This window comes from Photobacterium ganghwense (assembly GCF_003025595.1).
Classification (GTDB): domain Bacteria; phylum Pseudomonadota; class Gammaproteobacteria; order Enterobacterales; family Vibrionaceae; genus Photobacterium; species Photobacterium ganghwense.
Genome location: NZ_PYMI01000003.1, coordinates 593,161 through 617,128 on the forward strand (window position 1 = coordinate 593,161; position 23,968 = coordinate 617,128).

Genomic DNA, 23,968 nt, shown 5'->3' on the forward strand with positions numbered 1-23,968 from the left:
TCACGACACTGCCATTATAACGATGCATAGTGGAATATTGGCAAAGTTCGAGAGAGCTTAAGAGCGTGATATCGTCTGGTGGGTCAACACATTGTATTGTGTATCTTCTTCGTGGATACTGAACGAATGTTTGGCTAAATCAATGCCATAAATTGATAGTGACATGGCGACCTCCAAGGACGGTAGTCAGACATTACCCTATGTGGCAGAGCCTGATGAGGGGGCGTGTCATTCGCTAAACGATAAAGGAAACAAATGAAAAAGTTAATAAAGAAGTTAGTTTTTTTAATATTAATAAGCGGCTCGCTTCACGGTTATGCGGGTACAAAAAGCGAAGTAATGAGCCTTGGTTTTAGAGAGAAAACAAAGCCTCTAACATTATCTACAGGCGAGGTAATACAACTTGAGGGCTTAGCTAAGATATACGCTACGGAAACAGAAGCTTGGGTTCTCATACTCAATTATCGTTCTGATAGCCTAGAACCAACAGAATTAAGAAAGAAAGCAGAACTAATTTGGCCAAAGTTTAAACCCACTGTTGAGAAAATGGGGTTGCGGTATGCGGGTATTCATGCAAAAAAGTACCCAGTTGAAAATCCTACAGCAGAGACTAAATTTGAGGGTTTCAATTTAATACTAGTTAAGCAAAGTAATGATGAGTGGGTATTTATCGATGATGTCAAGTGACAACTGGTGAAAAAAGCAATCAAGGTTGACGCGTTACACTCGGTAATTTGGGTATGAAGTTCGTGTGTTGGTTGGTTCAGCGGGGTGCACTTTATTGTGCAGGTACATAAACTCCCCCGGTCGTTAACAACTGCTTTATATACTATAAAGTTGGGACTGCCGCTCTACATTCGGTCTGTTTACTGGTGTTCAACGCCATGACCCTGATGACACTACGCGGTTGCGGTTCCTCATTCGTTAGAAGGCATCTAAGTGCCCGCCGCATTATCAGGTCTTCCCGCAAAAGGTCTTAACCTTACATCATCATTGGCTATTGCCATGACCCGGTGAAGCTATTTCTTCCTTTAGAAAACAGTTTGGCTTTTATATTGGTTGGTATTCGGTGCCGTTACTGAGTAGCGACCATATTATCCGAGCATTTTTGGCGGCCAGTGCCACAATGGCCCGCTTGAAGCCTCGCCGTTTGACCAAGTTTTTACACCATAAACTCAAGCGGTCAGTCTTGTTACCGATGGCGGAGATAACAGCTCTGGCACCATGAACCAATAATGTCCTGAGGTACTTATCGCCTTTTTGGGTTATTCGGCCAAGCCGGGGCTTCCCTCCAGTTGAATATTGTGACGGTACTAACCCGAGCCAAGTAGCAAAGTCGCGCCCTTTGTCGAACTGCTCACCTTTACCGATGCTTGCTATGACGGCGGTGGCGGTAATAGGGCCAATGCCAGCCACTTTCATGATTTTCTGTGCATTATGGCTACGTGAAACTAGCATATCAAAGCAGCGCTCTTGGTCAGCGATTCGCTGATTGATATTGAGTAAGTGCTCGTAACTATCGGAGAGGAGAGCTCTTGCTAAGTCGGGCAGTTGGTTTTCAGCATTTTCAAGTGCTTCGGGAATGGCTTTTTGTATAGCATGACGACCCTTTGGGGCGATAATACCAAACTCGGCCAGCATTGCTCGTAGTTGGTTAAGTAAGGCTGTTCGCTCATGAACCCAGTTATCACGGGCTCGATGTAGCAGCAAAATAGCTTGCTGGTCAGGTGATTTGATTTTAACGAAGCGCGTTGAAGAACGGGTGACAGCTACGCAGATAGCGACGGCATCGTTGAGGTCACTTTTGGCCCCCGTCCTGAAAGGCGCCACATATTTTGACGCCATTATCCTAACGGTATGCCCAAGTTTAGTGAGCTCTCGAGCCCAATAGTGAGAGGCTCCACAGGCTTCCATTCCGACAATGGCTGGCGGGATATTGGCAAAGGTCGAAAGGACTTTTGAGCGAGTTATTGTTTTATGGATCAGTACCTTGCTTTGCTCATCTTAGCCGTGGATACTGAACGAATGTTTGGCTAAATCAATGCCATAAATTGATAGTGACATGGTGGCCTCCAAGGTCGGTAGTCAGACTTACCCAGTGTGGCAGAGCCTGATGAGGGGGAGTCCATGTCATTCGTTAGCATTCATGGGGTAAAAAATGTCTCACAAAACAGAAGTTCGTTACTGTTCGGATTGTGGTATGGATACTCATCACGTAGTTATCTTGGTAAGAAAACAGAGTGCTTTCAAAGGTACCAAAAATCAAAAACTTAAGGAATTTATAGCAGGTGCGATTAAAGGTTGGGCTCTTGGTGCATTTGTTGCCTCTATGGATGAGTTTGAACGTCACCTCGTTTGTGAAAAGTGCGGTAAAAAGACAGTAGAAAGTTAACTACTTAATAGCGTAGAAGATTTATCGCATGACTTGGGGCTGAATGCTAATAAACGCTTTAAGACGGATTCGCAACGCTCGGCGGTTTTGGTTTGATTTGGATTTTGTGTTTACGGTGCAATAATTGAGTGTCGTGGTAGCGTTGCTCACCATTTAAGCGGGCGTTAGTTGCTTCGATGAAATAGGTTAATCATGATTCTTTATAAATATATGTCATTTCAGTCTGCTTCGAAGGTAATGAAGAATAGCTCAATAGGCTTTTCTTGTTTAGAAGACCTTAATGATCCATTTGAAGGTACAGCTATCTGTTTTGAAGAATCAGATACATTGAGTAGTAAGCTACAGAAAAACCCGCACCGCAATCGCCTAAGTCGTAATTATGGGGTGTTGTCTCTTACGCGCAACCCGCTAAATCCTCTGATGTGGTCACATTATGGTGATGATCACAGAGGTGTAGTTATTGGCATTGATATGAAAAAGGCTAACTTACTGGATGAAAACTCATGTGTAATTCCTGCCCAATATGGTGAGATAGTTTACACATCAACCATGCCACAAAATAAGCTCGCGACTTCAAGCGCTGAGTCACTAATGTCTGTAGGTACAGAATATAAGTGTTTCAGACATCATAATTACGATCTATTTAAAAACGCATTTCTCTTGAAAGATTTAACATGGGGATACGAAGAGGAGGTGAGAGTTGTAAAAAATATTAATGGCTCTCAGAAATCTCGTTACTCAGCATGTGAGTTTGAGAATGAAGCAGGAAAATGGAATCAAGTAACAATTCTGGGGCGTCCACTATATTGCTTATCAATTCCCAAAGAATCAATAGTTGAAGCATTCTTAGGTTGCTCTAGCTACAGCAATGTTACCCGTTTGGGTATGAATGAAGATGATTACCTTAATATCCGTAAAGCTTGGCAATCAAGTGGTGTAAATGTTCAATTAGTACGTCGTAAGGAAGGGACTTGGAACTTAGAAGTTTCTGACTACAAAATTTAGAACGCAACTAACAAGCGTTAAAGAGGGACTTGGCACGCGTGGCATTTTCAATTTGCGTTGGCTTTAGTTGTAAGGTGTGATGCGGTCACTTTTGTAGTGCGTGCCGGCGCCCCTTAACGCGGCTACATGGACTCCCCTGGTTGTCAACAACAGCGTCAGGTAATGCAAGGTTTGGGACTGCCGCTCAACATTCGGTCTGTTTACTGGCTTTTGATGCCATGACCCTGATGATACTACGCGGTTGCAGTTCCTCATTCGTTAGAAGGCATCTACAGTGCCCGCCGCATTATCAGGTTTTCCCGCAAAAAGGTCTTAACCTTACATCATCATTGGCTATTGCCATGACCCGGTGAAGCTATTTATTCTTTTAGAAATTAGTTTGGCTTTATATGGGTTGGTATTCGGTGCCGTTACTGAGTAGCGATCATATTATCCGAGCTTTTTTGGCTGCCAGAGCGACAATGGCTGGCGGGATATTGGTAAAGGTCGAAAGGACTTTTGAGCGAGTTATTGTTTTATGGGTCAGTGCCTTGCCTTGCTCATCTTCGCCGTAGATACTGAACGAATGTTTGGCTAAATCAATGCCATAAATTGATAGTGACATGGTGACCTCCAAGGACAGTCGTCAGACATTACCCTATGTGGCAGAGCCTGATGAGGGGGAGTCCATGTCATTCGTTATGTTTTTATCTTAATAAGGAAGTCTAGGAAAAAATATGAGATTTGTTTTTCGCTTGTTTGTTGTGCTGTTAATAATTATTTCTCCTTTTTCTAATGCGTATGAAGTCGGTTTTGATTACGCGAATGTGCCTTCATCTATTGAAAATAATGGTTTTCCGATGGTTGTATTTTATCCAACTAGTTCTGAGCCAAAAGTGGTTGAGTTAGGTCCATTCAAACTCAATGTGGCTGTGGAAGGAGAGATTCTAAAGGGCAAATATCCGTTAGTCATAGTGTCCCATGGTTCCGGTGGGAGCAATTTATCCTACAAGGATATTGCTATCTCATTGGCAAAGAGTGGCTTCATTGTTGGTATGCCGCTGCATCCTCAGAACAATTATATGGATAATACATTAGAAGGTTCTGTCACTAATTATACTAACCGTCCTAAGCATATAACTTTAGCAATTGATAAGCTTCTTAATACATCAGGGCTAAATACTTACATTGATTCGGATAAAATAGCGGTATTGGGGCACTCTGTCGGAGGGTATGCCACTATCGCAGCAGCAGGAGGTGTTGGAGACACTAGTAGCCTGATTGAAATATGCAAGAATAACCCTTTGCTCACTGATCCATACTGTACGCCTGTGCGTGATGGCTCTATGATGAAAACGGTTATAAAAAGTACAAAAGATCCAAGAATTAAGGCCATAATCATAATGGCTCCAGTGGGGATATTGTTTTCTACGGAAGGTTCTCTAAATGATGTCGACATTCCAGTTTTATTGCTGAAGGCAGAGAATGATAAAGAGGTGACAGAGCCGTATAATGCTGATGTGATTGAAAAAGGTCTTCCCAATAAACAGAAACTTATTAGCATAATGATATCTAATGCTGGTCACTACTCATTTTTGACATCATTCCCTGATTTTCTCAAATCAGAACTTGGCCTGATTGCAGAGGATCCTAACGGTTTCAATCGCGAAGAGTTCCAAGAAAAGCTAGGTACAATTATTGTGGATTACCTCAAGGGAGTGCTGAAATAAAAACATAGCAAGCGCCTCAAGAGGTACTGTGGACTTTACCCGTTTTATGGAGAATTTACGTTTAATGAAAGTTGAAGCTTTTTTGGTTAATTCCTTTACTGCCAATGGAACCGGAGGAAACCCGGCAGGTGTTGTGTTGCACGCAGAGAATCTGTCTGATGAAGAAAAATTAAAGATCGCGCAAGTAGTTGGCTATTCTGAAACGGCATTTGTGTCTCAAGATGACGAAGTCGACTTTGAGTTGTCTTTTTTTACTGTTACAGGTGAAGTTGATTTCTGTGGTCACGCGACGTTAGCCGCATTTTCAACAATGTATCAGAAAGGAATGGTGACTGAAGGGCGATATGTTCAAAGGACTAAGGCCGGTTTACTTGCGGTAACCATAGAGTCTACTGGACATATAGTGATGGAGCAGAAGTTACCTGAATACCTTGCGGTGTTTGGTTACCAGGTGATATCAAAGTTAATTGGAATTGACTCGACAGTTTTAGAGTCTACTCAGTTACCTATTGAGGTTATTTCAACCGGTTTACCTGATATTGTTGTTCCTGTGCCACATGGGTATCTAGATAACATCCAAGTGAATGAACATTTACTCAGTGAATTTTGTAAACAACATGGTTTTGTTAGTGTTCATGCTTTTGAATTGTGCGAAAAAGACAGCGGGCTGACGGCAAGTTGCCGGAATTTTGCTCCTTTGTTTGGTATCCCGGAAGAGTCAGCAACGGGGAGTGCGAGTGGAGCATTGGCATGCTATCTAACCAAGCACCTTTATGATGGCGAGCGTTCGAATAGTTTTACTTTTGAGCAAGGTCGGGCAATGGGTTGTGTTTCAAGAATTACAGCGTCCGTCGAGTCGAACGAGCAGGATATTATCAAGGTGATGGTTGGTGGTTTTGCTCGTGAGTTTGGGCTGCAGAAAATTACCGTATAACCAGCTATCCAATCAGATAATGGATGTCTCTTTGTTTTAGCAGGCACAGATGAGCCATCTGGTTGGATTGCATGATGACATCATGAGATGTGTTAGGCGGTTTGGCGATACTCTATCTAAGCCGTGCGCTATGTTTTATTACGAACAAAGAAGCGTTAGTCACATTTTATTGATGAGGCATGGGAAGGCGATAGTGACTTCAAATTCTCTAGTAAATTTTGTCTGATTTAGCAAAGAACACCTGTCTGCTGGTGTTATCTATATAAAGTCGAACAAGGAAAGTCATGACTATTGTTGAACAAATTGTATCTCGCGAAATTGATGCAGCCATAGTGTATGAATCTGAACATGTCATCGCATTTGCTGATCATGATCCTATAAACTTTGGGCATATCCTCATTTGTCCGGTTGTTGCGTATGAAACATTTATTGATTTACCAGAAGACATTGCCTTAGAAATAAATCGAGTGGCTAAAGATCTTTATCGACGAATTGAAATTGCTTTCCAGCCTGATGGAATCTCATTTATCCAGAATAATGGATTCTTCAATGACTTATCTCACTACCATTTGCATATATTTCCTAGATTCAAAGATGATCAGTTTGGATGGGTATGCAGTGAACTTGGCGTGCAGTCAGTTGATAAATTACGCCAAACGTTGGTGAACTTATAACAAAAACGTCTAGGTGACTTATTTGTTACAAAGGCGGTTTAGAAGCGGTACTGGCATGGTGTAGTTAGTGGGTTTTGGTTTGCTTTGCGCGATAAGTCAGAGACGAGCATAGTCACCTGTCCAGGTTCTTTGCCATTGGTTGATTAGCGTTGGTTAACCAACGTTGGCGAAGTGCCATTGGCTAGCGGCAGGAGTGAAAAGTACTACTCACTTTGCTTAAGGTTGTTGAGCGTATGGCTCGCATTGACTAAAATGACAAATCACATATCTATTCTAGCTTTCTAGGTTAAAAAATGAGCGAAAACAACGCAAAACCAGCTTTGCCGGATCGTCTGTCGGGTAATCCTCGCAGTCCACACTTCGTGGCTGAATGCTTCGAGCACCACATTGGTATTCTCTTTAATGGTAAAGAGCGTAGTGATGTTGAAGAATATTGCATCAGTGAAGGCTGGGTAAAAATCCCTTCACCGAAAGCAAAAGACCGTTACGGTAACCCAATGCTTGTTACGCTGAAAGGCGAAGTGGAAGCGTTCTATAAGTAAGCCGTAGTTTTACTGCTTATAGACAATACATAGAGCAACGTATGCTCTATGTATTGTGTTTACCTCCTCCCCCTCATTTACCCCCAATTCCTTTCAGATATTTTTTCCTGCTGTTAAATTGAGTCCTTTATTGTATGCGCTTTAAGTGATTTACTATTGGCTCTGTTTCTCTGAATTTTCGATATCAATAACCATTATTTTGTTACTTTGTATCGGGGAGCGTCATTCAGGGTTTTATAAGGAAATTTAAAATAGTGAATAAATTCCATTTATTGCTTACCAGCGTTGCGTTGCTGAGTCTATCCGGGTGTGCTTCACTCAGTGAAGAAGAATGTCAGCTGGGGGACTGGTATCAGATTGGTTTAGCTGACGGTCAGGAAGGCAAGAAAAATCAATCTGCTACTTACAGTAAAGATTGTGCTGAATATGGTGTAGCGGTTGATGCTCAGCGTTATAACAATGGTCGAAGTGATGGCCTGAAATCTTATTGTTCATACAATAATGGTATTCTCGTTGGTCAAGCAAATAAAGAATATGAAAATGTCTGCCCAGCCGAGTTAGCGAACGAATTTTTAGCGGGTTACACGCCGTATTATAACCTGGCAAAGGCCAGTGCTTACTTACGCTCAATTGAAGACAATGTGAGTTATTACAAATCAAAGCTGGATGATGAATCGACGCCTGCCGATGAAAGACAGACGTTCACAACAGGTCTAAAATCGGCTAAAGCAGAGCTGAAGCGAGTTAAAAACGATGTCAGCCGATATGAATTAGAGCTTGAGCTGCATAAAGTCGTCCGTGAGATAGCCGGTATCAATGAGGAGTTGGCGATAGATTCGATATCTGCGTCTCACCGTTTACAACTGAATAATCGATTGGCGACTTTAAGAGATAAACAGAACTATTATGAAACGTTAGTTCAGACCGATAACACGATACAAAACATCAAACATATTGCTGATTTATTCTAGTCGCGATTGGATTGAGTCACTAACGGGTTTAATCACGGTTAAATTTTATATACACAGGCAGTTCTGAGGCATATCTCTTACGTGTGTATTGGAATAACCCAGTATTAGGGTTTCAATTGGGGTTGTGTAAGTGCTTCAGGTGAGTCGGGATATCATAAAATGAGGGGAGATATGGAAAAGTCTGAATTTTTATCGTACCTAAAAGATGAGATTAATCAGTACAATCTGATGTCAGATTTTGAAGGGATTAAAAAGGCAGAGAAAAAGCAATATATCAATGGATTAATGAGGGCCTCTCGCTTTTTTGGTGTCAGTTTTGAGGAGCTTAAAGCCATAGTCGATCAAAGTGAAACTGCAGAGCAAAGCTATGACGCGTCATTCGGTGGTACAAAAGAACCGCTTGAAATCCCAACGTTTGTCCGTCAAAACAAAATCATCAACCTCTAGGTTTTGTAAGTCAAATGCCTGATAAAAAAGTCTGACATAAAAACCGCCCATTAAAGGGCGGTTTAATCGAGTGTTGCGGTGGCTTCTGTTATGGCTTAGCTAGCTGCCTCATCGACCAGATACAGGATAGACTGGTAAGGGATGCCGCTATGGTGCGACAAGCCAATTTCACAGGTGCGGCTGTTGCTGAATCCGCGGCTACAGTGTTCAGGCACCTGCTTTTTCAGCGGGCTGACAGCAGCCTGATTCAGTTCCGGCGTAGTGAAGCCCTTGTCACCAGCCCAGCCACAACACTGAATGTGCTCTGGCAGAACCACATCAGTGGCACATGATTGGGCAAGTTTCAGCATCTGGTTTTCCAGACCCATACGCCGGGAGCTACAGGTTACGTGCAGCATTACGGTCTCTTGCACCGGGGTCAGCGTCAGGTGTGGCAGCAGGAACTCCGCGGTAAATCCTGCGGGTTCGTATACGTTCAAAGGGCGAGTAAAGTTTTCAATACTCCGCTTAGCGCATGGGCTGGTGTCCATCAGCACTGGTAACTCACCTTGTTCACTGGTATCCCAGATCACTTGCTCAAGGGCGGTCACTTTCTGTGTTGCCAGCTCATTCATCCCTTTGCTGTCATACGGCATGCCGCAGCATTGCTCACTGATGGATTTCGGGATAATTACTTCGTAACCAGCCTTGCGCAGCACGGAGAGTGTGACCTCGGTGAGTGGGCGCTGATCTTGAGCATCTTGCTGTTGCCCCATGGTTCGGGTGGCGCAAGAGGGCACGTACACCACTTTTTTCGTGGTATTTCCGGTGTGCTTGTGAGTCTTCGCGGCTTCCGTTTCAAAGGGGTGGCGGTTTGCTGTTGGCATTTCCGGAATCCATTGTGGGGTACTGCCGCCAGTCAGTTTGCGTAATCCGTTGGTCATGCCACTGACGGCGCCTTCACCAAACACTTTCTGCGCAACCTGATTGGCCTTCAGACCTGCTGTCACCATTTTGGTTGTTGCTGAGAAATGGTCGGCCGTCCAGCGGGCAATTGGCGTAAAGCGCTGGTATTTTTCAATGCGCAGCTTTTTCACCAGATCGCCTGTGTTAATACCCACCGGACAACGTTCGGCACACAGGCCGGTGGCGGCACAGGTGTCCAAGCCCTGATATTCAAACACTTTGCGCAGTTCATCGACTGGCGGCTTGCGGCCATTACCCGCCAGATATTTACGCTCACGGTGCTGCAGCTCGCGGTATAAGACAATACGCTGGCGAGGAGACAAGGTCAGAGTCCGCGACGGGCAAACCGGCTCACAGAATCCACACTCAATACAGCGGTCGACCAACTCATCGGCAGCCGGCATGGGTTTGAGGTTGCTGATGTGTGCGTGTTTATCTTCATTGATGATCACGCCAGGGTTGAGCAAGCCTTGCGGGTCGAACAGCGATTTAATCTGTTTCATCAGCGCGTAGCCGTCTTTGCCCCATTCCAGCTCAACATAAGGTGCCATGTTGCGACCGGTACCGTGCTCTGCTTTCAGGGAACCCTGATACTTAACCGCGACTAACTCTGCCACCGCGTCCATGAACTGACCGTAACGTTCAACTTCAGACTGGCGCTCAAAGCCCTGAGTGAAAACAAAGTGCAGGTTGCCTTCCAGCGCATGGCCAAAAATGATGGCTTCATTGTACTGGAACTGATCAAATAGCTGTTGCAGCTCGCGGACACCGTTTGCCAGATGATCAACCGGAAAAGCCACATCTTCGATGATGACGGTCGTTCCGGTTTCACGCACGGCACCAACGGCCGGGAACATGCCTTTACGAATAGCCCACAGGGTGGCTACGGTGGCGGCATCGGTAGTAAAGGCGGTGGAATGGATAATCGTAAAATCCGCCAGTGAAGCCATAATTGTCTGGCATTGCTCATCCAGCGAATGCTGACAACCGGCGCGAGATTCAACCAGCAGGGCTGCGGCTTCGAGATCCAGCTCGCGGATGTAGTCCGGCATTCCCGGTTTATCCGCTACGGAGCGCAACGCGCGGCCATCCATCATTTCGACGGCAGAAACCGGTGTTTTCGCCAGCACCGACACCGCCTGGCTGGCGGCTTCAATGTTGTCGAATACCAACAGGGCAGACGCTTTATGCGGATGCTCAATCACAGTGTTGTAGGTAATGTCAGCGATAAAGCCCAACGTTCCCTCAGAGCCGATCATCAGGTGCTCAATGACTTCGATCGGATCAGAATAATCCACCAGTGCATTCAGGGCGTAACCTGTGGTGTTTTTCAGGCGGTATTTATGGCGGATTCGCTCGGCCAGTTCGGGATTGTTACGGGTTGCATCCACCAGCTTCTCAACGCCCTCAATGATATCCGGTCGCTGTTGTCTGAAGGCCTGAATACTGTCTTCGCTGGCCGTATCCAGGATGGTGCCGTCGGTGAATACAATCTTCATGCTGTCGACAGTTTTGTATGAGTTCTGCGCCGTACCACAGCACATGCCGCTGGCGTTGTTCGCGGCAATACCACCGATTTTACAGGTGTTGATGGATGCCGGATCCGGACCGATTTTCCGCTGAAACGGAGCCAGGTAGCGGTTGGCATCCGCGCCGATAACGCCCGGTTGCAGGCGAATTTTCTCGCCGTCAGCCAGAATGTCGTGGCCGCGCCAGTCATCGGTCAGGGTGATCAGCACCGAGTCAGAGACGGCCTGACCGGAAAGGCTGGTTCCTGCCGCGCGGAAGGTAAACGGGATGTCATGCTCGCGACAGGCCTTGATGGTAAAAATGACTTCGTCCAGGTTTTTCAACCGGACGACAATTTGCGGAATCAAGCGATAAAAACTGGCATCCGTACCGTAGGCCAGCCGTTTGGCTTCTTCGGTAACGATGCGTTCGCGTTCGATGAATGTGGAGAGTTGGGCTTCCAATAATGCGTAATTTTTGCTCATGGTATTTCCTCAATCAGCGCTCATCGGCAAGAATGAGACACTGTTGAATAATCACATTTTATTATCATACGATTCGCAATCCGTCTCTTCATTGTTATTGTTTCAGATTGCGATACGGGGCACCTCAATGGCTCAGGGCCAGCTTAGATTGCCGGCCCTTCGCGTAGAGGCGTTATTTCATCAGGGCATCGGTTAATTGCATGCCGTAGATGATGGTGAGGCCGATGACGCCCGTCACCACGAGGTAGTAAAACGTTGGGATAACGGTTTTACGTAAGGTGGCACCTTCGCGACCCAGCAGACCCACTGTGGCAGAGGCGGCAACAACGTTGTGAATCGCAATCATGTTACCGGCGGCCGCCCCGACAGCCTGAAGGGCCACAATACCGGCACTTGATACCGTCAGCGCCTGCGCGACTTCAAACTGGAACTGGCTGAACATCATGTTGGACACTGTGTTCGAACCCGCAATGAACGCACCCAGCGCACCGATGGTGGCACTCAGTGCCGGGAAAAAGTCGCCAACCATGTTGGAGGCAAAGTGCGCGGTTGTGACCGGCATACTTGCCAGATCCGCTGCATTGACCCCGGAGTTGATGAAAATACGTACCATTGGTATGGTGAAAATCAGCACGAAGCCGGCACCAATCAGGGTCTTGCTTGACTCACCGAACGCTTCGCCCAGCGGTTTGACCTGACGGGATTGTACCAGTGCGGCAACGATAGCGACGAACACCAGAATGCCCCCCGGCAGGTACAGTGGCTGAATCGCAGCGCTTACCCCGGTTTCACCCAGAATGTTGTTGAAAGACAGGCTGATACCTTGTAGCACGGCTTTGAACTCAGTACTGACGCGGCTGGCAACCAGTACCACAGCCAGCAGCACATACGGTGCCCAGGCCATAGTCAGGCTCATCGGCGTTTTGGTCTCTTTCAGCTCAACCTTCAGTGATCCCAACCATTCAGCAGGCCACTTGTCTTCTGATTCAAAGTCCCACTGACTTTTTGGAACCAGAAAGCCTTTCTTCGCTGCAGTGACTACAATCGCCAGACCAATTAATCCCCCAATCAGAGACGGAAACTCAGGGCCAAGCAGCATACCGGTCAGGGCATAAGGCACGGTAAAGGCGACTCCGGCAAACAACGCGAACGGCAGAATATCCAGTCCTTCTGTCCAGCTTTTGTTTTTACCGAAAAAGCGGGTCAGCATCATCGCCATGAGTACCGGCATCAGCGTACCGACAGTGGCGTGAATCAGAGCAACGTTAGTGGTGATTTGCTGCAGGTAGATATCCCAGCTGGCACCGTTTTGCGCCAGCGTCTCTCCGATATTGTGTGTATCCAGGCCCTTGCTCACACCCACCAGAATCGGGGTGCCCACGGCACCGAATGACACTGGGGTAGACTGGATCATCATGCCCATCAGGACCGCTGCCAATGCCGGAAAACCGATTGCAACCAGAAGGGGGGCGGCAATAGCAGCAGGCGTACCAAATCCGGATGCACCTTCAATGAATGAGCCGAAACACCAGGCAATGATAATGGCCTGAATGCGGCGGTCACTGGAAATGTCGGTAAACCCGTTGCGAATCGTGGTGATAGCTCCGGTGTGTTTGAGTGTGTTCAGCAGGAAAATCGCGCCGAAGACGATCCACAGAACAGACACGGTAATGGTCAGTCCCTGAAGGGAGGAAGCCAATACGCGGTTCAGGGACATGTCCCAGCAGAACAGTGCGATGACAACGGTCATCAGGAAAGCCACTGGCATGGCTTTCTTGGCTGGCCAGTTCAGGCCAACCAGTAACACCGCCGCAACGGCGATGGGTGAAAAGGCGATTAAAGCGAGTAGGGTATCATTCATGCTCTCTAATCCTTCGGATTGTTGTTTTTTTGCACGTAGTCAGTGGTTGTTATGCTTATTTTCATAATTGTTAACCGGCTGTGACATTAAATCTTTCCTTTTATTTGATATAGGGAAATAATGAAAAAGATTTCTTCCAAAAATGGATAAATGATGGCTAAGACAGACGACCTGATCCTGTTTGCCCAGGTAGTGGAACATGGGTCCTTCAGCAAAGTGGCAGAGTTAAATTCCCTTACAAATTCAGTGGTTAGCAAGCGAATCGCCCGGCTTGAGGAAGATCTCGGGGTACAACTGCTGTTTCGGACCACCCGTAAACTCACGGTCAGCGAGGCCGGGAAGGTACTGTATCAGGGTGCGAAAAATGTGAAGCAAGCCACGATGGAAGCGCTCGATGCCGTGAGCGGATATGGCGAAAAAGTCAGCGGTCATGTCAAGATGTCTGTACCCACGATCTCCGGCGACCTAGTTCTGGCAGATGCAGTGGCGGAATTTTGTACATTACATCCCGGAATTACCGTCGATATGTCGCTGGATAATCGCTTTGTCGATCTGATTGAAGATGGTTTCGATCTGGTGATCCGGACCGGGTATCTTGAAGACTCGAGCCTGATCGCTCGCCACCTGCTTGACTCCCAATGGGTAATTTGTGCCGCGCCATCTTATGTTACCCGGAATGGTCGTCCGGAGCGGCCGCAGGATCTCATCCGGCATAACTGCTTACAGTATGCTTACCAGATGACAGGCGCATCGGAGTGGGAATTCATTGGTGAACAGGGTAACTATATGCTCCATGTCAGCGGCAGTTTCTCAACGGATAATGCCGGTGCATTACGAAAAGCCGCTCTGGGAGGGTACGGGATCGCGTATGTGCCGCGTTGCCTGGTCTACCACGACATCATGGGCGGGCAGCTGATTGACCTGTTTCCCGAACAGGTGGGCAAGCGGCTGGGTATTTACGCTGTCTATCCGTATACCCGCCAGCCGTCGCAGAAGATTAAGTTGCTGATCGAACACATCAGAAAGCGTTACATGGAAATCAGCCACTACTTCTGCCACTAAATACATGTCGAGAGACTTGCTCTGCCAACGGCTGATATTAGTCGTTGGCAGGCTATTTATCGCCAGTGGACGGGGCGAGCTGCATTCACGATTGCCAACACTCTATTGCCAATACTTAAGACAAAACCGCTGTGAAGTGGTGTGCTGGATCGCTGGTGGGGTTGAGGGGCGTTTTATTCCGGAAAGAGAATCTGAATATAATCGGAGGCCAGATTATCGGAATCGTAGTCCTCAAAGCAGGTGCGCTGCTCAGAATCGCAGTACACACTATTACTGAAGGTGTAGCGGGCAGCGTCAAATTTCTCTGTTCCGGCCTGATTGATTTTTTCCATCAGTTTTGTTTCAGCGTCCTGACCCAGAAACTCTTTAGTAAACCCCATCGAAATACCATACTGATCCACACAAAAACCTGAAACTTTGTCGCAAATGACGCCCTTGTCCGGCGAATAAACACTACCGCCAAGTTCCGGTGTTGCCTGCACCCAGCCAAAACCCACAAACAATGCAATCTGAAGAAGGAGAAGAGGAAGAATCTTCATAGTGGACTCACCTGATATCAAAGCTAATCGGTTCATCAAAAAGCTTACAAAAAATATGACGAAACAATGTATGAGATCAGAGAATTAAGAACCTTGATTCAGATTATACTTTTAGCACACAGCCATCAGTAAGAAGTGGATGAATGCAATGAATGAAATTATGAACTGGTATCTTTATGTGCTTAAGAAGTATGCGGTTTTTAAAGGACGAGCACGACGTAAAGAGTATTGGTATTTCTTCCTGGTCAATATCGTGATCAGTGTGGTGCTGTCCTGGGTGGATACCCGGTTAGGTACTCCAGGCTCGGCAGAAGGAGCCGGGTTACTTGGTTCTGTCTATTCTCTGGCTGTTTTACTGCCTTCAATTGCTGTTGGTGTGCGTCGTTTGCATGACATTGATAAAAGTGGCTGGTGGATGTTGATTGGTCTGGTGCCGGTGATCGGTTTTCTGGTTCTGCTGTATTTCTTTGTTCAGGACAGCCAGGCGGACAGCAACGAATTTGGTCCCAATCCGAAGAAAAGTCGGGAAGGGCACATGCATCTCTGAATCACAGATTAAACGTATCTGGCCCGGCTGATGCCGGGCTTTTTTATGCCACTTTTGTCTTATTTGTAAGAATACGATGCGAAATTCAGAACCGTTTCAAGTGTGAAAATCACCTTCAACGTTATGAATCAGCATCGTTTTAACTTGCGAGACAGGCGACGAGTCCGCCGTGAAGGCCAGTTTAAGTCATCTACACTTATCCCGTTACTCAGGTGTATCTCGCCAGTGAGACATTGTCGTAGTGCTGGTGAGATGCCCCGTCTGTTGGCTAAACATTGTTCCGTGATACCACAGAAGTATGTGGAGTATAACGATGAGAATGAACAAAATAACGCTCGCACTGACGGCATGCTGCCTCAGTTATGCGAGTCAAGGCTTGGCTTCAGGAAGTGAATACGACAGTGGCGACAATAGTAGTTATGACAAAAGTAGTTATGAAAAAAGCAGTTACGGAAACGGGGGAGGGCATTCCACGACTTATACTGAATCAATGACGACCACTTACAACGGTAAGACGACCACCACCTATTATGAAACCACCTCTGACGGAAGCGACGATTACAGTGATGATGATTCGGCCAAACGGTTAGCTCTGCGTGTGGCCGGTAAAGGTTATATGTACGAAAAGGAAGTCCCGGATTACGACGGGGATAAAAAGCCCGATTCTGCTTACTGTTTTGATCTTGAGGTGAAAGAGATCATATCCGGTGACGTAATTGGTAGTGCCACTGAATGCTGGTCAGAAGTGACCTCAGAAGGTGACGGTTCGAAACTGATTGGTACGACATTCTTGTATCTGTCGGGAGGTCTGGTGGTTACTCGGGGGCAAACAACGGTTCAGCCCGTTCTGCAGGAAACGAAGACCTATGACGGGTATACCATCACCCATTTTACCGGGGCGTCTAATGATAAAAACGGGATCATCAAAACCAGTGGTGATTACGCCTGGCACAAAGGATCGGTGCGTGCATCCTGTTTAGTTGATCGCTCTGAATATTACGAGAGTGTCGGTGATGGCATCTATTTTGACTGCCTCTTAGTGCTGGACCTGAAAAAATTCCAGCCTAAGTATCCGTATGACTGGTATCGCCATCATTATTACAAAGATGGTCAGTATCATGACAAGTACGATGATAGTTCCGACGATCAGTACGGCGATGACAAGTACAGTGACAAGTACGACGACAGCTCCGATGATCAGTACGGTGATGACAAGTACAGCGACAAGTACGATGATAGCTCCGATGATAAATACGGCGATGACAAGTACAGTGATAAGTACGACGACAGTTCCGACGATCAATACGGGGATGACAAGTACAGCGGCAAGTACGATAACAGCTCAGACGATAGCTCTGGCGGGAAGTATGACAACAAGGGCAAAGGAAAGTCTGACGATAAGTACAAAGGCAGTAAAAGCTGATACCAATACCATTAATAATGGCAAAAAGGCCTGATGCATATGCATCAGGCCTTTTTATTCTTCCCCGTCACTTAACCTAAACTGCCAACTGCAGTATTCGTTGCCATCATGTGGTTAGTAGGGGACGAGGTAGTGGCGGTTCGGGGCAATTATTGCTTGGCCGTTAACCAGGTCCGGTATCCACCAATCAGGTTACAGGCTTTATAGCCATTGTTTACCAGTTGACGATACGCAACGTTTCCTCGCAGACCCACCTGACAGTAAATCACGATTTCTTTGTCTTTTGGCAGCTCGTCCATACGCTGACGTAACTGATCAACCGGGATATTGATGGCACCATCGATATAGCCGACATTGCTTAGCTCACCCGGATTACGAACGTCCAGCAGAATCTGATCATCACTGAGCTGATCGATCGCGTCGTAATGAATCGGCGTCGCGTCACCTTTGAGGATATTGGTCGCGACAAATGCCGCTTGGTTGATCACGTCTTTCGCACTGCCGTATGGCGGAGCATAGGTTAACTCCAGGTGCTGCAGTTGCTCGACGGTCATACCTGCGCGCTGCGCCACCGCCAGAACATCAATACGCTTGTCGATACCGTCTTTACCGACCGCCTGAGCGCCCAGAATTTTGCCGCTGTGCGGGTCAAACAACAGCTTCAGTGAAACCACTTCTGCGCCGGGGTAGTAGCTGGCATGGCTGGCGGTATGGACATATGCCTTTTCATAGGCCAGCCCTTCACGCTGAAGCTGCTTCTCGTTTTTACCAGTTGAGCCGACCGCGATATCAAACACTTTACAAATCGCGGTGCCTTGTGTGCGCTGATAGGTTTCCTGGCGACCAAGCATATTGTCTGCTGCAATGCGTCCCTGACGGTTCGCTGGTCCCGCTAAAGGAACCAGGGTTGGCTTGCCGGTGACAAAATCGGTTTCTTCTACCGCATCGCCCACAGCGTAAATCGCAGGGTCACTGGTTTGCATGTATTCGTTGGTGTAAATACCGCCGGTGCTGCCAATCTGCAAACCGGCATCCTGTGCCAGCTTGATGTCCGGGCGGACACCAATTGCCATGATCAGAATATCAGTGGTCAGGGTGTCACCGTTGTTCAGGGTCAGATTCAGCTCTCCTTCAAGGTGCTGATGTTCATCCGTTTCACCGGCATTGCGGTTGGCCACAGAAGTGCTGGGAACAAATTCTACGGACTGTAACGCCACGCCTAAACGCAGATCGATGCCTTTGTTGCGGATCTCGTTATGAACAAAACCGGCCATTTCGCGGTCGACCGGGGTCATGACCTGATCGGCCATTTCAATCAGGGTGGTTGGAATCCCCAGCTGGTGGAAGGCTTCCATCATTTCCAGACCAATAAACCCGCCGCCGACAACCGTGGCATGCTCGGGTTTGTTCATTTGCAGAGTCTGGATGATTTTATCCATATCCGGGATATTACGCAGGGAGTGCGTCAGCGGGTTGTTGATGCCGGGAATTGGCGGAACGATCGGCCCAGCGCCCGGGCTCAGCAGCAAAAAGTCATAGTTTTCGGTGTATTCCTGACCGTCAATCAGGTTTTTAACCGTGACGGTTTTGTTTTCCCGATTGATACCGGTGACTTCATTGAATACTCGGACATCCACATTGAAACGTGCCAGGAAACTGTCCGGTGTCTGAAGCAGCAGTTTACTGCGGTCCTGAATATCCCCACCGATGTGGTATGGCAAACCACAGTTCGCAAAAGATACAAATTTACCACGTTCGAACATGATGATTTCAGCGTCTTCACTCAGACGCCTTGCTCGTGCCGCTGCTGATGCGCCTCCCGCGACCCCACCGACAATCAGAATTTTTGTCATCATTCGCTCCATTAATACAGAATTGAACAAGCCGGCCTCATGCCGGCTCGTGTTAAACAGGTTTACCTGACCGGACCATTAGAAAACCCCAGCCTGCTGAGGATCATGGCTGCCGGGCAAAAGCCCGTAAAGGCACTTTGAATAAGGTTTGCACCTATAAACACGGTCAGCCAGAAGAAATTAGGATGGACCCATAAAGTCAAGGCGACGGACAGGAGCACCATTATTCCGGCAAAAACACGCACTGCATTTTCTAACGTCATTTTCATACTCCTCGATATCCGTTTCAGTTAGCCTTACTATAATTTTAAAAATTAGCATTGTCTAATGTATTTTTAGCTAAATTAGTATTGACTAAAAGTGGTGGTCCGGTAACCTCTTAAGCAGAATTAATCATAGACCTGCTTGGAGAGATAAATGGAAACGTGGCCTTGGCATGCCTTATTCGGTGGAATGATGTTGGGAGCATCCGCAACTATCTTGTTACTGTTTAATGGCCGGGTGGCTGGGATCAGCGGCATTCTGGGCGGCATTTTGAAACCGCAACAGGGTGATGTGTCGTGGCGACTTCTGTTTGTCATCGGCATGGTGGCCGCAGGGTTGTGCGCACCGCTTATGGGCTTTTCTTTGCCTCAGGCCTTGCCGGTTTCCTCTCTGGGGTTACTGGCGGTAGCCGGGTTGCTGGTGGGTATCGGTACTAAACTCGCCAATGGCTGCACGAGCGGGCACGGTATTTGCGGAATGGGACGTTTCTCTAAACGTTCACTGGTTGCCACTATGGTGTTCATGGCAACGGCCATTGCCACTGTGTTTGTACGCTTTCATCTGTAAGAGGTCCACATGTCTGCACGTTTGGTTTCAAGTTTGATTGCTTTGTTCTCCGGTGTTCTGTTTGGCATGGGGATGATGGTGTCCGGAATGGTTGATCCGGTGAATGTTCTGGGTTTTCTGGATCTGGCCGGAGAGTGGGACCCAAGCTTGGCCTTTGTCATGGGTGGGGCATTGCTGGTATTTGCGCCAGCCTATCTTTTGATCATCCGTAAGCGACCAAAGCCGGTTTGTGAACAGACGTTTCACCTGAGTAAGAAGAAAGACATTGATAGCCGGTTGATTGCTGGTTCGGTGCTGTTTGGTCTGGGATGGGGAATCGCCGGCATCTGCCCGGGACCCGCTTTAACATCTCTGTCTGGTGGCAGTTTTGAAATGCTGGTGTTTGTTGTCAGTATGATATTGGGCATTGTGTTGAGCACAATTTGGGCATCAAAACGGGAAAAAGTTGTAGAGATAACAGCCCAATAGCGTTGACTGGACTAATCTAGACCAAAGATGCCGGAATTCGTGTTAATCGGCAGAGCATTCGGCATATAGTCAGCCATGTAACCGGCAATGACATTGAAACCGGAACTGAAACCTGCGCTAAAACCGAAATCTGAAGTCGGCACCAGCGCGGAACCAAAACGGCAGCCTACATGGCGCTGGCACAGTGAAGGTGTGGCCGAAATGGCAAGAGAGGGGGGAAGACGATGACAGGTAAAGTCAGGCAGGCCTCAGGTAACGAAGGCCGTCGTCATAATGCACCAAGTGAGCAACAACCGGTCAGGCAAGGCATTGTCGGCCGGTTTCTCAATAGCTTATTCCCCCCTATTTTAATCATGCTGGCTCTGATTGCCGGAGCTGCAGCCCTGTGGCTGACTCCGCGTGAAGAAGACCCGCAAATTATCGTGCCGATGGCCGATGTGCTCATCCAGGCACCGGGACTGACACCCTCTCAGGTTGAAAATCAGGTCACTCAGCCACTTGAAAAGCTGCTTACCCAAATAGACGGGGTAGAGGATGTGTACTCAACCTCTATGAAGGGCGCAGCACAGGTGATTGTGCGCTTTTACGTTGGTGAACAACGGGAAGAAGCACTGATCAAGCTCTACAACAAGATTTACTCCAACCTCGATTTAGTTCCCCCTTCAGTTACGCAATGGTCTGTCAAACCGATAGAAATCGATGATGTGCCGATTCTGGTTGCGGCGTTGTACAGTACCCGACCTGAGCTGGTGGGCAATGCAGAATTACGCCGTATTGCCGAGCAGGCGGTGAATCAACTGCAAGCTCTGGATAACACCAATAAAGTGGCCGTAGTCGGGGGAAGCCCGCGTGTGATTCAGATTGCCCTGGATGCACAGGCCATGGCGAGCCGACTGACAACGGTGGAAGACATTCAGCGGGCCTTTGCGCTGACCAATCAGCATCAGCAATTGGGTACGGTGCATCAACAAGGGCAGGTTTTCCAGCTTGAAAGCGGCCAGTTCCTGCAAAGCGCCAAGGATGTGGCTGACACGGTCGTGAACGTCATTAACGGACATCCCGTGTATTTACGCGATATCGCCACTGTGACAGATGGGCCGGAAGAAGCGGACAATCAAACCTGGTTTAGCTGGGGCCCGGCGGCAGTTCAGACCGGACACTTGGCGAGCTCATCCGCAAATGTGAAGGAGAATTCGTCGGCAAATCTGCAGGCTCAGTTACCTGGCGAACCTTATCCGGCCGTGTTCCTTTCGATTGCCAAACAGGCAGGCAGCAATGCTGTCTGGGTGGCCGACGATGTCGTGGAATTACTTAACGACATGGCTGCCAGCCAGTTTCCGCCGCATGTGAAAGTGTCTGTGATCCGTAACTACGGTGACACAGCCAATGAAAAAGTCGGCAATCTGGTGTCGAGCCTCGGACTGTCTATTCTGACGGTTGTCGTGTTTGTCGGGGTGTTTCTGAACTGGCGGGCTGCCATTGTCGTCGGTATTGCAATTCCGATCAGCTATGGTGCTGCACTGGCGATGGACTTGGCGTTTGGCTACACCATCAACCGGGTGACGTTGTTTGCCTTAATACTGGCGCTGGGCCTGATTGTCGATGACCCGATTGCCAGTATCGATAACATTGAACGCTTTCTGAAACGCAAAGGGCTCGCGAAATCTCAGGCGATAGCGCTGGCAATGAGTGAAATTCGCAGCGCGTTGCTCATGTCGACGGTCGCGATCATCATCGTTTTTACGCCGATGTTTTTTATTACCGGAATGATGGGGCCATACATGGCGCCGCTGGCATTTAACGTGCCGGTCAGTGTGGTGTTCAGTACAGTGGTGGCGTTTCTCATTACTCCCTGGCTGGCAAAACATATTCTTAACACCGCGCAGAAGTCCGGTGCTTATCAGGTGGAAAACACCTTGCTCTATCGGGTGTACGCAAGGGTGCTGGCTCCGCTGTTGTCGAAAAAGCGCAACAGTGTGATTTTCCTGATTGCGGTTGGGCTGGCGTTCGTCCTGGCGGCTATGTTACCTGCGCTGCGTATTGTCCCGCTGAAACTCCTGCCCTATGACAACAAGAACGAATTCCAACTGGTGCTGAACATGCCTGAAACCAGCAGTGTAGAGCAGACATCGAATACGATGGCTGATTTTGCAGATTACTTGAAGTCGGTGCCTGAAGTGGTTTCAGTGTCTGGTTTTGCAGGAATTGCTTCGCCGATGGATTTCAACGGGATGGTTCGGCACTATTTCATGCGAAGTCAACCACATCAGGGGGAACTGCGTATTGTACTGGCCGAAAAGCATCAACGTCAGCAGCAGTCTCATGAACTTGTTACACGGCTGCGTGCCGATTTGACGACCATAGCCAGGCGGCATAAGGCGGACATTCAGCTGGTAGAAGTGCCGCCGGGGCCTCCCGTGATTGCGACTGTTGTCGCGGAAGTTTACGGCCAACCTCACACATCTTATTCAGAGCTTCAGGAAGCCGCCCGCCGGGTAGCCGAAAGGTTAGCCAGAGAACCGCTGGTAGCAGAGACAGATACCACGATTCAAGGCGAGTTGATGACCTGGCAGTTCAAAGTAGACCAGGAAAAAGCCGCGTTATCCGGTGTGTCGGTGAACGATATCAACCAGACGCTGGCCGCTGCGAACGTGGGGGGGATCGTCAGTTATCTGCAGGACGAGCATGAAATTAATCCGTTGCCTATCACTATTCGCCTGCCGCGCAACCAGCGTGATGATCTTAGTGTGCTGGAGAACCTTTATGTCCGCGGGATGCCGGGTATTGCCAAGCGCGTGGAGCATGGCAGGGTGGTGGATGCCGGCCAGCCGTTAGTGCAGCTGTCGGAACTGGGTGAGTTTATTGAAGTCAGCGCATTGCAGCCGATTATGCGTAAAAACCTCAAACCCGTCGTCTATGTGTTTGCTGAAGCGGTGGGACGTGTGCCGGCTGAGGTCGTGGTGGATGTGATGACTGATTTGCAGGCCACAGACAATGTGTCGGCTGGTGCAACAACCGAGATACGCTCTCTGACTGAGCGGACTTACCTCAGCAATGGAGGAGGTGATACCTGGACACTACCTCAAGACATCAGCGTTGTCTGGAATGGAGAAGGGGAATGGAAAATTACGTTAGATGTTTTCCGTGATCTCGGGATTGCCTATGGTGCTGCGTTGCTCGGGGTGTTTATTGTAATGGTGCTGCAAACCGGGCTGCCTGCGGTATCGGGAATCATCATGTTGGCCATACCATTGACTGTTATCGGTATTATGCCGGGGTTCTGGCTGCTCAATAATGTAGGTACAACGGAAATCAACGGCATTCCGAATCCGGCATTGTTTACCGCAACCGCGATGATTGGGATGATTGCACTTGCCGGGATTGTTGTTCGTAACTCATTGGTACTTATTGAGTTTATTCATCAGTCTCTGCGAGAAGGCATGGCACTGCAGTCGGCGTTGATCACGGCGGGTGCCGTCAGGATGCGCCCCATACTGCTGACCGCAGGGACCACGCTGCTCGGTAATGTGGTCATTACGCTGGACCCGATTTTTAACGGGCTGGCGTGGGCGATAATTTTTGGTATCTCGGCCTCAACATTATTTACATTGTTAGTGATTCCGGTGGTCTATCACCTGGCATATGTTAATCAGCCGGGCCATGGGCTGCCTCCTGGCCTCGGCGAAAATGAGCCAGAAGCCAAGCGGAATACTGACCCGGCGCAAAATGTGGAAAGCAATGAAGAACAAGCCGTGACCAGTGGCTGAGGAA

The 23,968-nt window shown here is 48.0% G+C and carries 21 protein-coding genes and 1 pseudogene; 15 read left to right on the forward strand and 7 right to left on the reverse strand.

Features of this window, described 5'->3' with window-relative positions; genetic code table 11:
* The first annotated feature begins 255 nt into the window (after positions 1–255).
* A complete protein-coding gene (locus C9I92_RS13105) occupies positions 256–687 on the forward strand; it encodes a hypothetical protein (RefSeq protein ID WP_047883535.1) in 432 nt (143 codons plus the stop codon).
* Positions 688–1,050: 363 nt separating this feature from the next.
* On the opposite strand, the pseudogene C9I92_RS13110 reads toward C9I92_RS13105, so the two are convergent.
* A pseudogene (locus C9I92_RS13110) lies at positions 1,051–2,064 on the reverse strand (IS110 family RNA-guided transposase).
* A gap of 94 nt (positions 2,065–2,158) precedes the next feature.
* On the opposite strand from C9I92_RS13110, the gene C9I92_RS13115 reads away from it, so the two are divergent.
* Positions 2,159–2,392: a hypothetical protein gene (locus C9I92_RS13115; protein WP_047883536.1), complete on the forward strand. Its 234-nt coding sequence runs from the start codon at positions 2,159–2,161 to the stop codon at positions 2,390–2,392.
* Positions 2,393–2,584: 192 nt separating this feature from the next.
* On the forward strand, positions 2,585–3,397 hold the full coding sequence (locus tag C9I92_RS13120) for a DUF2971 domain-containing protein (protein WP_047883537.1): 813 nt from the start codon (positions 2,585–2,587) through the stop codon (positions 3,395–3,397).
* Between the two features lie 424 nt (positions 3,398–3,821).
* Here the strand turns inward: C9I92_RS13120 and C9I92_RS13135 are convergent, their stop codons facing one another.
* Positions 3,822–4,001, reverse strand: a complete 180-nt coding sequence (locus tag C9I92_RS13135) for a hypothetical protein (protein WP_047883538.1) — start codon at positions 3,999–4,001, stop codon at positions 3,822–3,824.
* Between the two features lie 112 nt (positions 4,002–4,113).
* Here C9I92_RS13135 and C9I92_RS13140 point away from each other — a divergent pair, with 112 nt between their 5' ends.
* The 6 genes from C9I92_RS13140 (at position 4,114) to C9I92_RS13165 (ending at position 8,674) form a co-directional block, all read left to right on the forward strand.
* Positions 4,114–5,106: an alpha/beta hydrolase family protein gene (locus C9I92_RS13140; RefSeq protein WP_053061707.1), complete on the forward strand. Its 993-nt coding sequence runs from the start codon at positions 4,114–4,116 to the stop codon at positions 5,104–5,106.
* A 46-nt stretch (positions 5,107–5,152) separates the two neighbouring features.
* Complete coding sequence (locus C9I92_RS13145) at positions 5,153–6,040, forward strand: PhzF family phenazine biosynthesis protein (protein ID WP_428838590.1); 888 nt, start codon at positions 5,153–5,155, stop codon at positions 6,038–6,040.
* A 284-nt stretch (positions 6,041–6,324) separates the two neighbouring features.
* Positions 6,325–6,714 carry an HIT family protein gene (locus C9I92_RS13150; RefSeq protein WP_047883540.1) on the forward strand — a complete coding sequence of 130 codons (390 nt, stop codon included), beginning with the start codon at positions 6,325–6,327 and terminating at the stop codon, positions 6,712–6,714.
* A gap of 293 nt (positions 6,715–7,007) precedes the next feature.
* A complete protein-coding gene (locus C9I92_RS13155) occupies positions 7,008–7,256 on the forward strand; it encodes a DUF3297 family protein (RefSeq protein WP_047883541.1) in 249 nt (82 codons plus the stop codon).
* Between the two features lie 254 nt (positions 7,257–7,510).
* A complete protein-coding gene (locus C9I92_RS13160; protein ID WP_053061708.1) occupies positions 7,511–8,227 on the forward strand; it encodes a DUF2799 domain-containing protein in 717 nt (238 codons plus the stop codon).
* Positions 8,228–8,398: 171 nt separating this feature from the next.
* Complete coding sequence (locus C9I92_RS13165) at positions 8,399–8,674, forward strand: hypothetical protein (protein ID WP_047883542.1); 276 nt, start codon at positions 8,399–8,401, stop codon at positions 8,672–8,674.
* Positions 8,675–8,769: 95 nt separating this feature from the next.
* Here the strand turns inward: C9I92_RS13165 and C9I92_RS13170 are convergent, their stop codons facing one another.
* Positions 8,770–11,613 carry an FAD-binding and (Fe-S)-binding domain-containing protein gene (locus C9I92_RS13170; protein ID WP_047883543.1) on the reverse strand — a complete coding sequence of 948 codons (2,844 nt, stop codon included), beginning with the start codon at positions 11,611–11,613 and terminating at the stop codon, positions 8,770–8,772.
* A 172-nt stretch (positions 11,614–11,785) separates the two neighbouring features.
* Positions 11,786–13,474: an L-lactate permease gene (locus C9I92_RS13175; protein WP_047883544.1), complete on the reverse strand. Its 1,689-nt coding sequence runs from the start codon at positions 13,472–13,474 to the stop codon at positions 11,786–11,788.
* A 153-nt stretch (positions 13,475–13,627) separates the two neighbouring features.
* Here C9I92_RS13175 and C9I92_RS13180 point away from each other — a divergent pair, with 153 nt between their 5' ends.
* Positions 13,628–14,536 carry a LysR family transcriptional regulator gene (locus C9I92_RS13180; protein ID WP_047883545.1) on the forward strand — a complete coding sequence of 303 codons (909 nt, stop codon included), beginning with the start codon at positions 13,628–13,630 and terminating at the stop codon, positions 14,534–14,536.
* A 173-nt stretch (positions 14,537–14,709) separates the two neighbouring features.
* Here the strand turns inward: C9I92_RS13180 and C9I92_RS13185 are convergent, their stop codons facing one another.
* On the reverse strand, positions 14,710–15,075 hold the full coding sequence (locus C9I92_RS13185; RefSeq protein WP_053061709.1) for a YcgJ family protein: 366 nt from the start codon (positions 15,073–15,075) through the stop codon (positions 14,710–14,712).
* 160 nt (positions 15,076–15,235) lie between these two features.
* Between C9I92_RS13185 and C9I92_RS13190 the strand changes: the two genes are divergently transcribed.
* Positions 15,236–15,622 carry a DUF805 domain-containing protein gene (locus C9I92_RS13190; protein ID WP_047883648.1) on the forward strand — a complete coding sequence of 129 codons (387 nt, stop codon included), beginning with the start codon at positions 15,236–15,238 and terminating at the stop codon, positions 15,620–15,622.
* A gap of 313 nt (positions 15,623–15,935) precedes the next feature.
* Entirely contained in the window at positions 15,936–17,045 is a 1,110-nt protein-coding gene (locus C9I92_RS13195; RefSeq protein ID WP_157038300.1) for a hypothetical protein, read from the forward strand.
* Between the two features lie 149 nt (positions 17,046–17,194).
* Here C9I92_RS13195 and C9I92_RS13200 read toward each other — a convergent pair whose 3' ends face one another.
* Complete coding sequence (locus C9I92_RS13200; RefSeq protein WP_047883546.1) at positions 17,195–18,898, reverse strand: FAD-dependent oxidoreductase; 1,704 nt, start codon at positions 18,896–18,898, stop codon at positions 17,195–17,197.
* A gap of 62 nt (positions 18,899–18,960) precedes the next feature.
* Complete coding sequence (locus C9I92_RS13205; RefSeq protein WP_047883547.1) at positions 18,961–19,161, reverse strand: YgaP family membrane protein; 201 nt, start codon at positions 19,159–19,161, stop codon at positions 18,961–18,963.
* Between the two features lie 154 nt (positions 19,162–19,315).
* Here C9I92_RS13205 and C9I92_RS13210 point away from each other — a divergent pair, with 154 nt between their 5' ends.
* From C9I92_RS13210 to C9I92_RS13220, 3 genes are all read left to right on the forward strand, one after another.
* Positions 19,316–19,729, forward strand: a complete 414-nt coding sequence (locus C9I92_RS13210; RefSeq protein ID WP_047883548.1) for a YeeE/YedE family protein — start codon at positions 19,316–19,318, stop codon at positions 19,727–19,729.
* A 9-nt stretch (positions 19,730–19,738) separates the two neighbouring features.
* Positions 19,739–20,197: a YeeE/YedE family protein gene (locus tag C9I92_RS13215; RefSeq protein ID WP_047883549.1), complete on the forward strand. Its 459-nt coding sequence runs from the start codon at positions 19,739–19,741 to the stop codon at positions 20,195–20,197.
* A gap of 353 nt (positions 20,198–20,550) precedes the next feature.
* Positions 20,551–23,964 carry an efflux RND transporter permease subunit gene (locus C9I92_RS13220; RefSeq protein WP_248827360.1) on the forward strand — a complete coding sequence of 1,138 codons (3,414 nt, stop codon included), beginning with the start codon at positions 20,551–20,553 and terminating at the stop codon, positions 23,962–23,964.
* Positions 23,965–23,968: the final 4 nt, after the last annotated feature.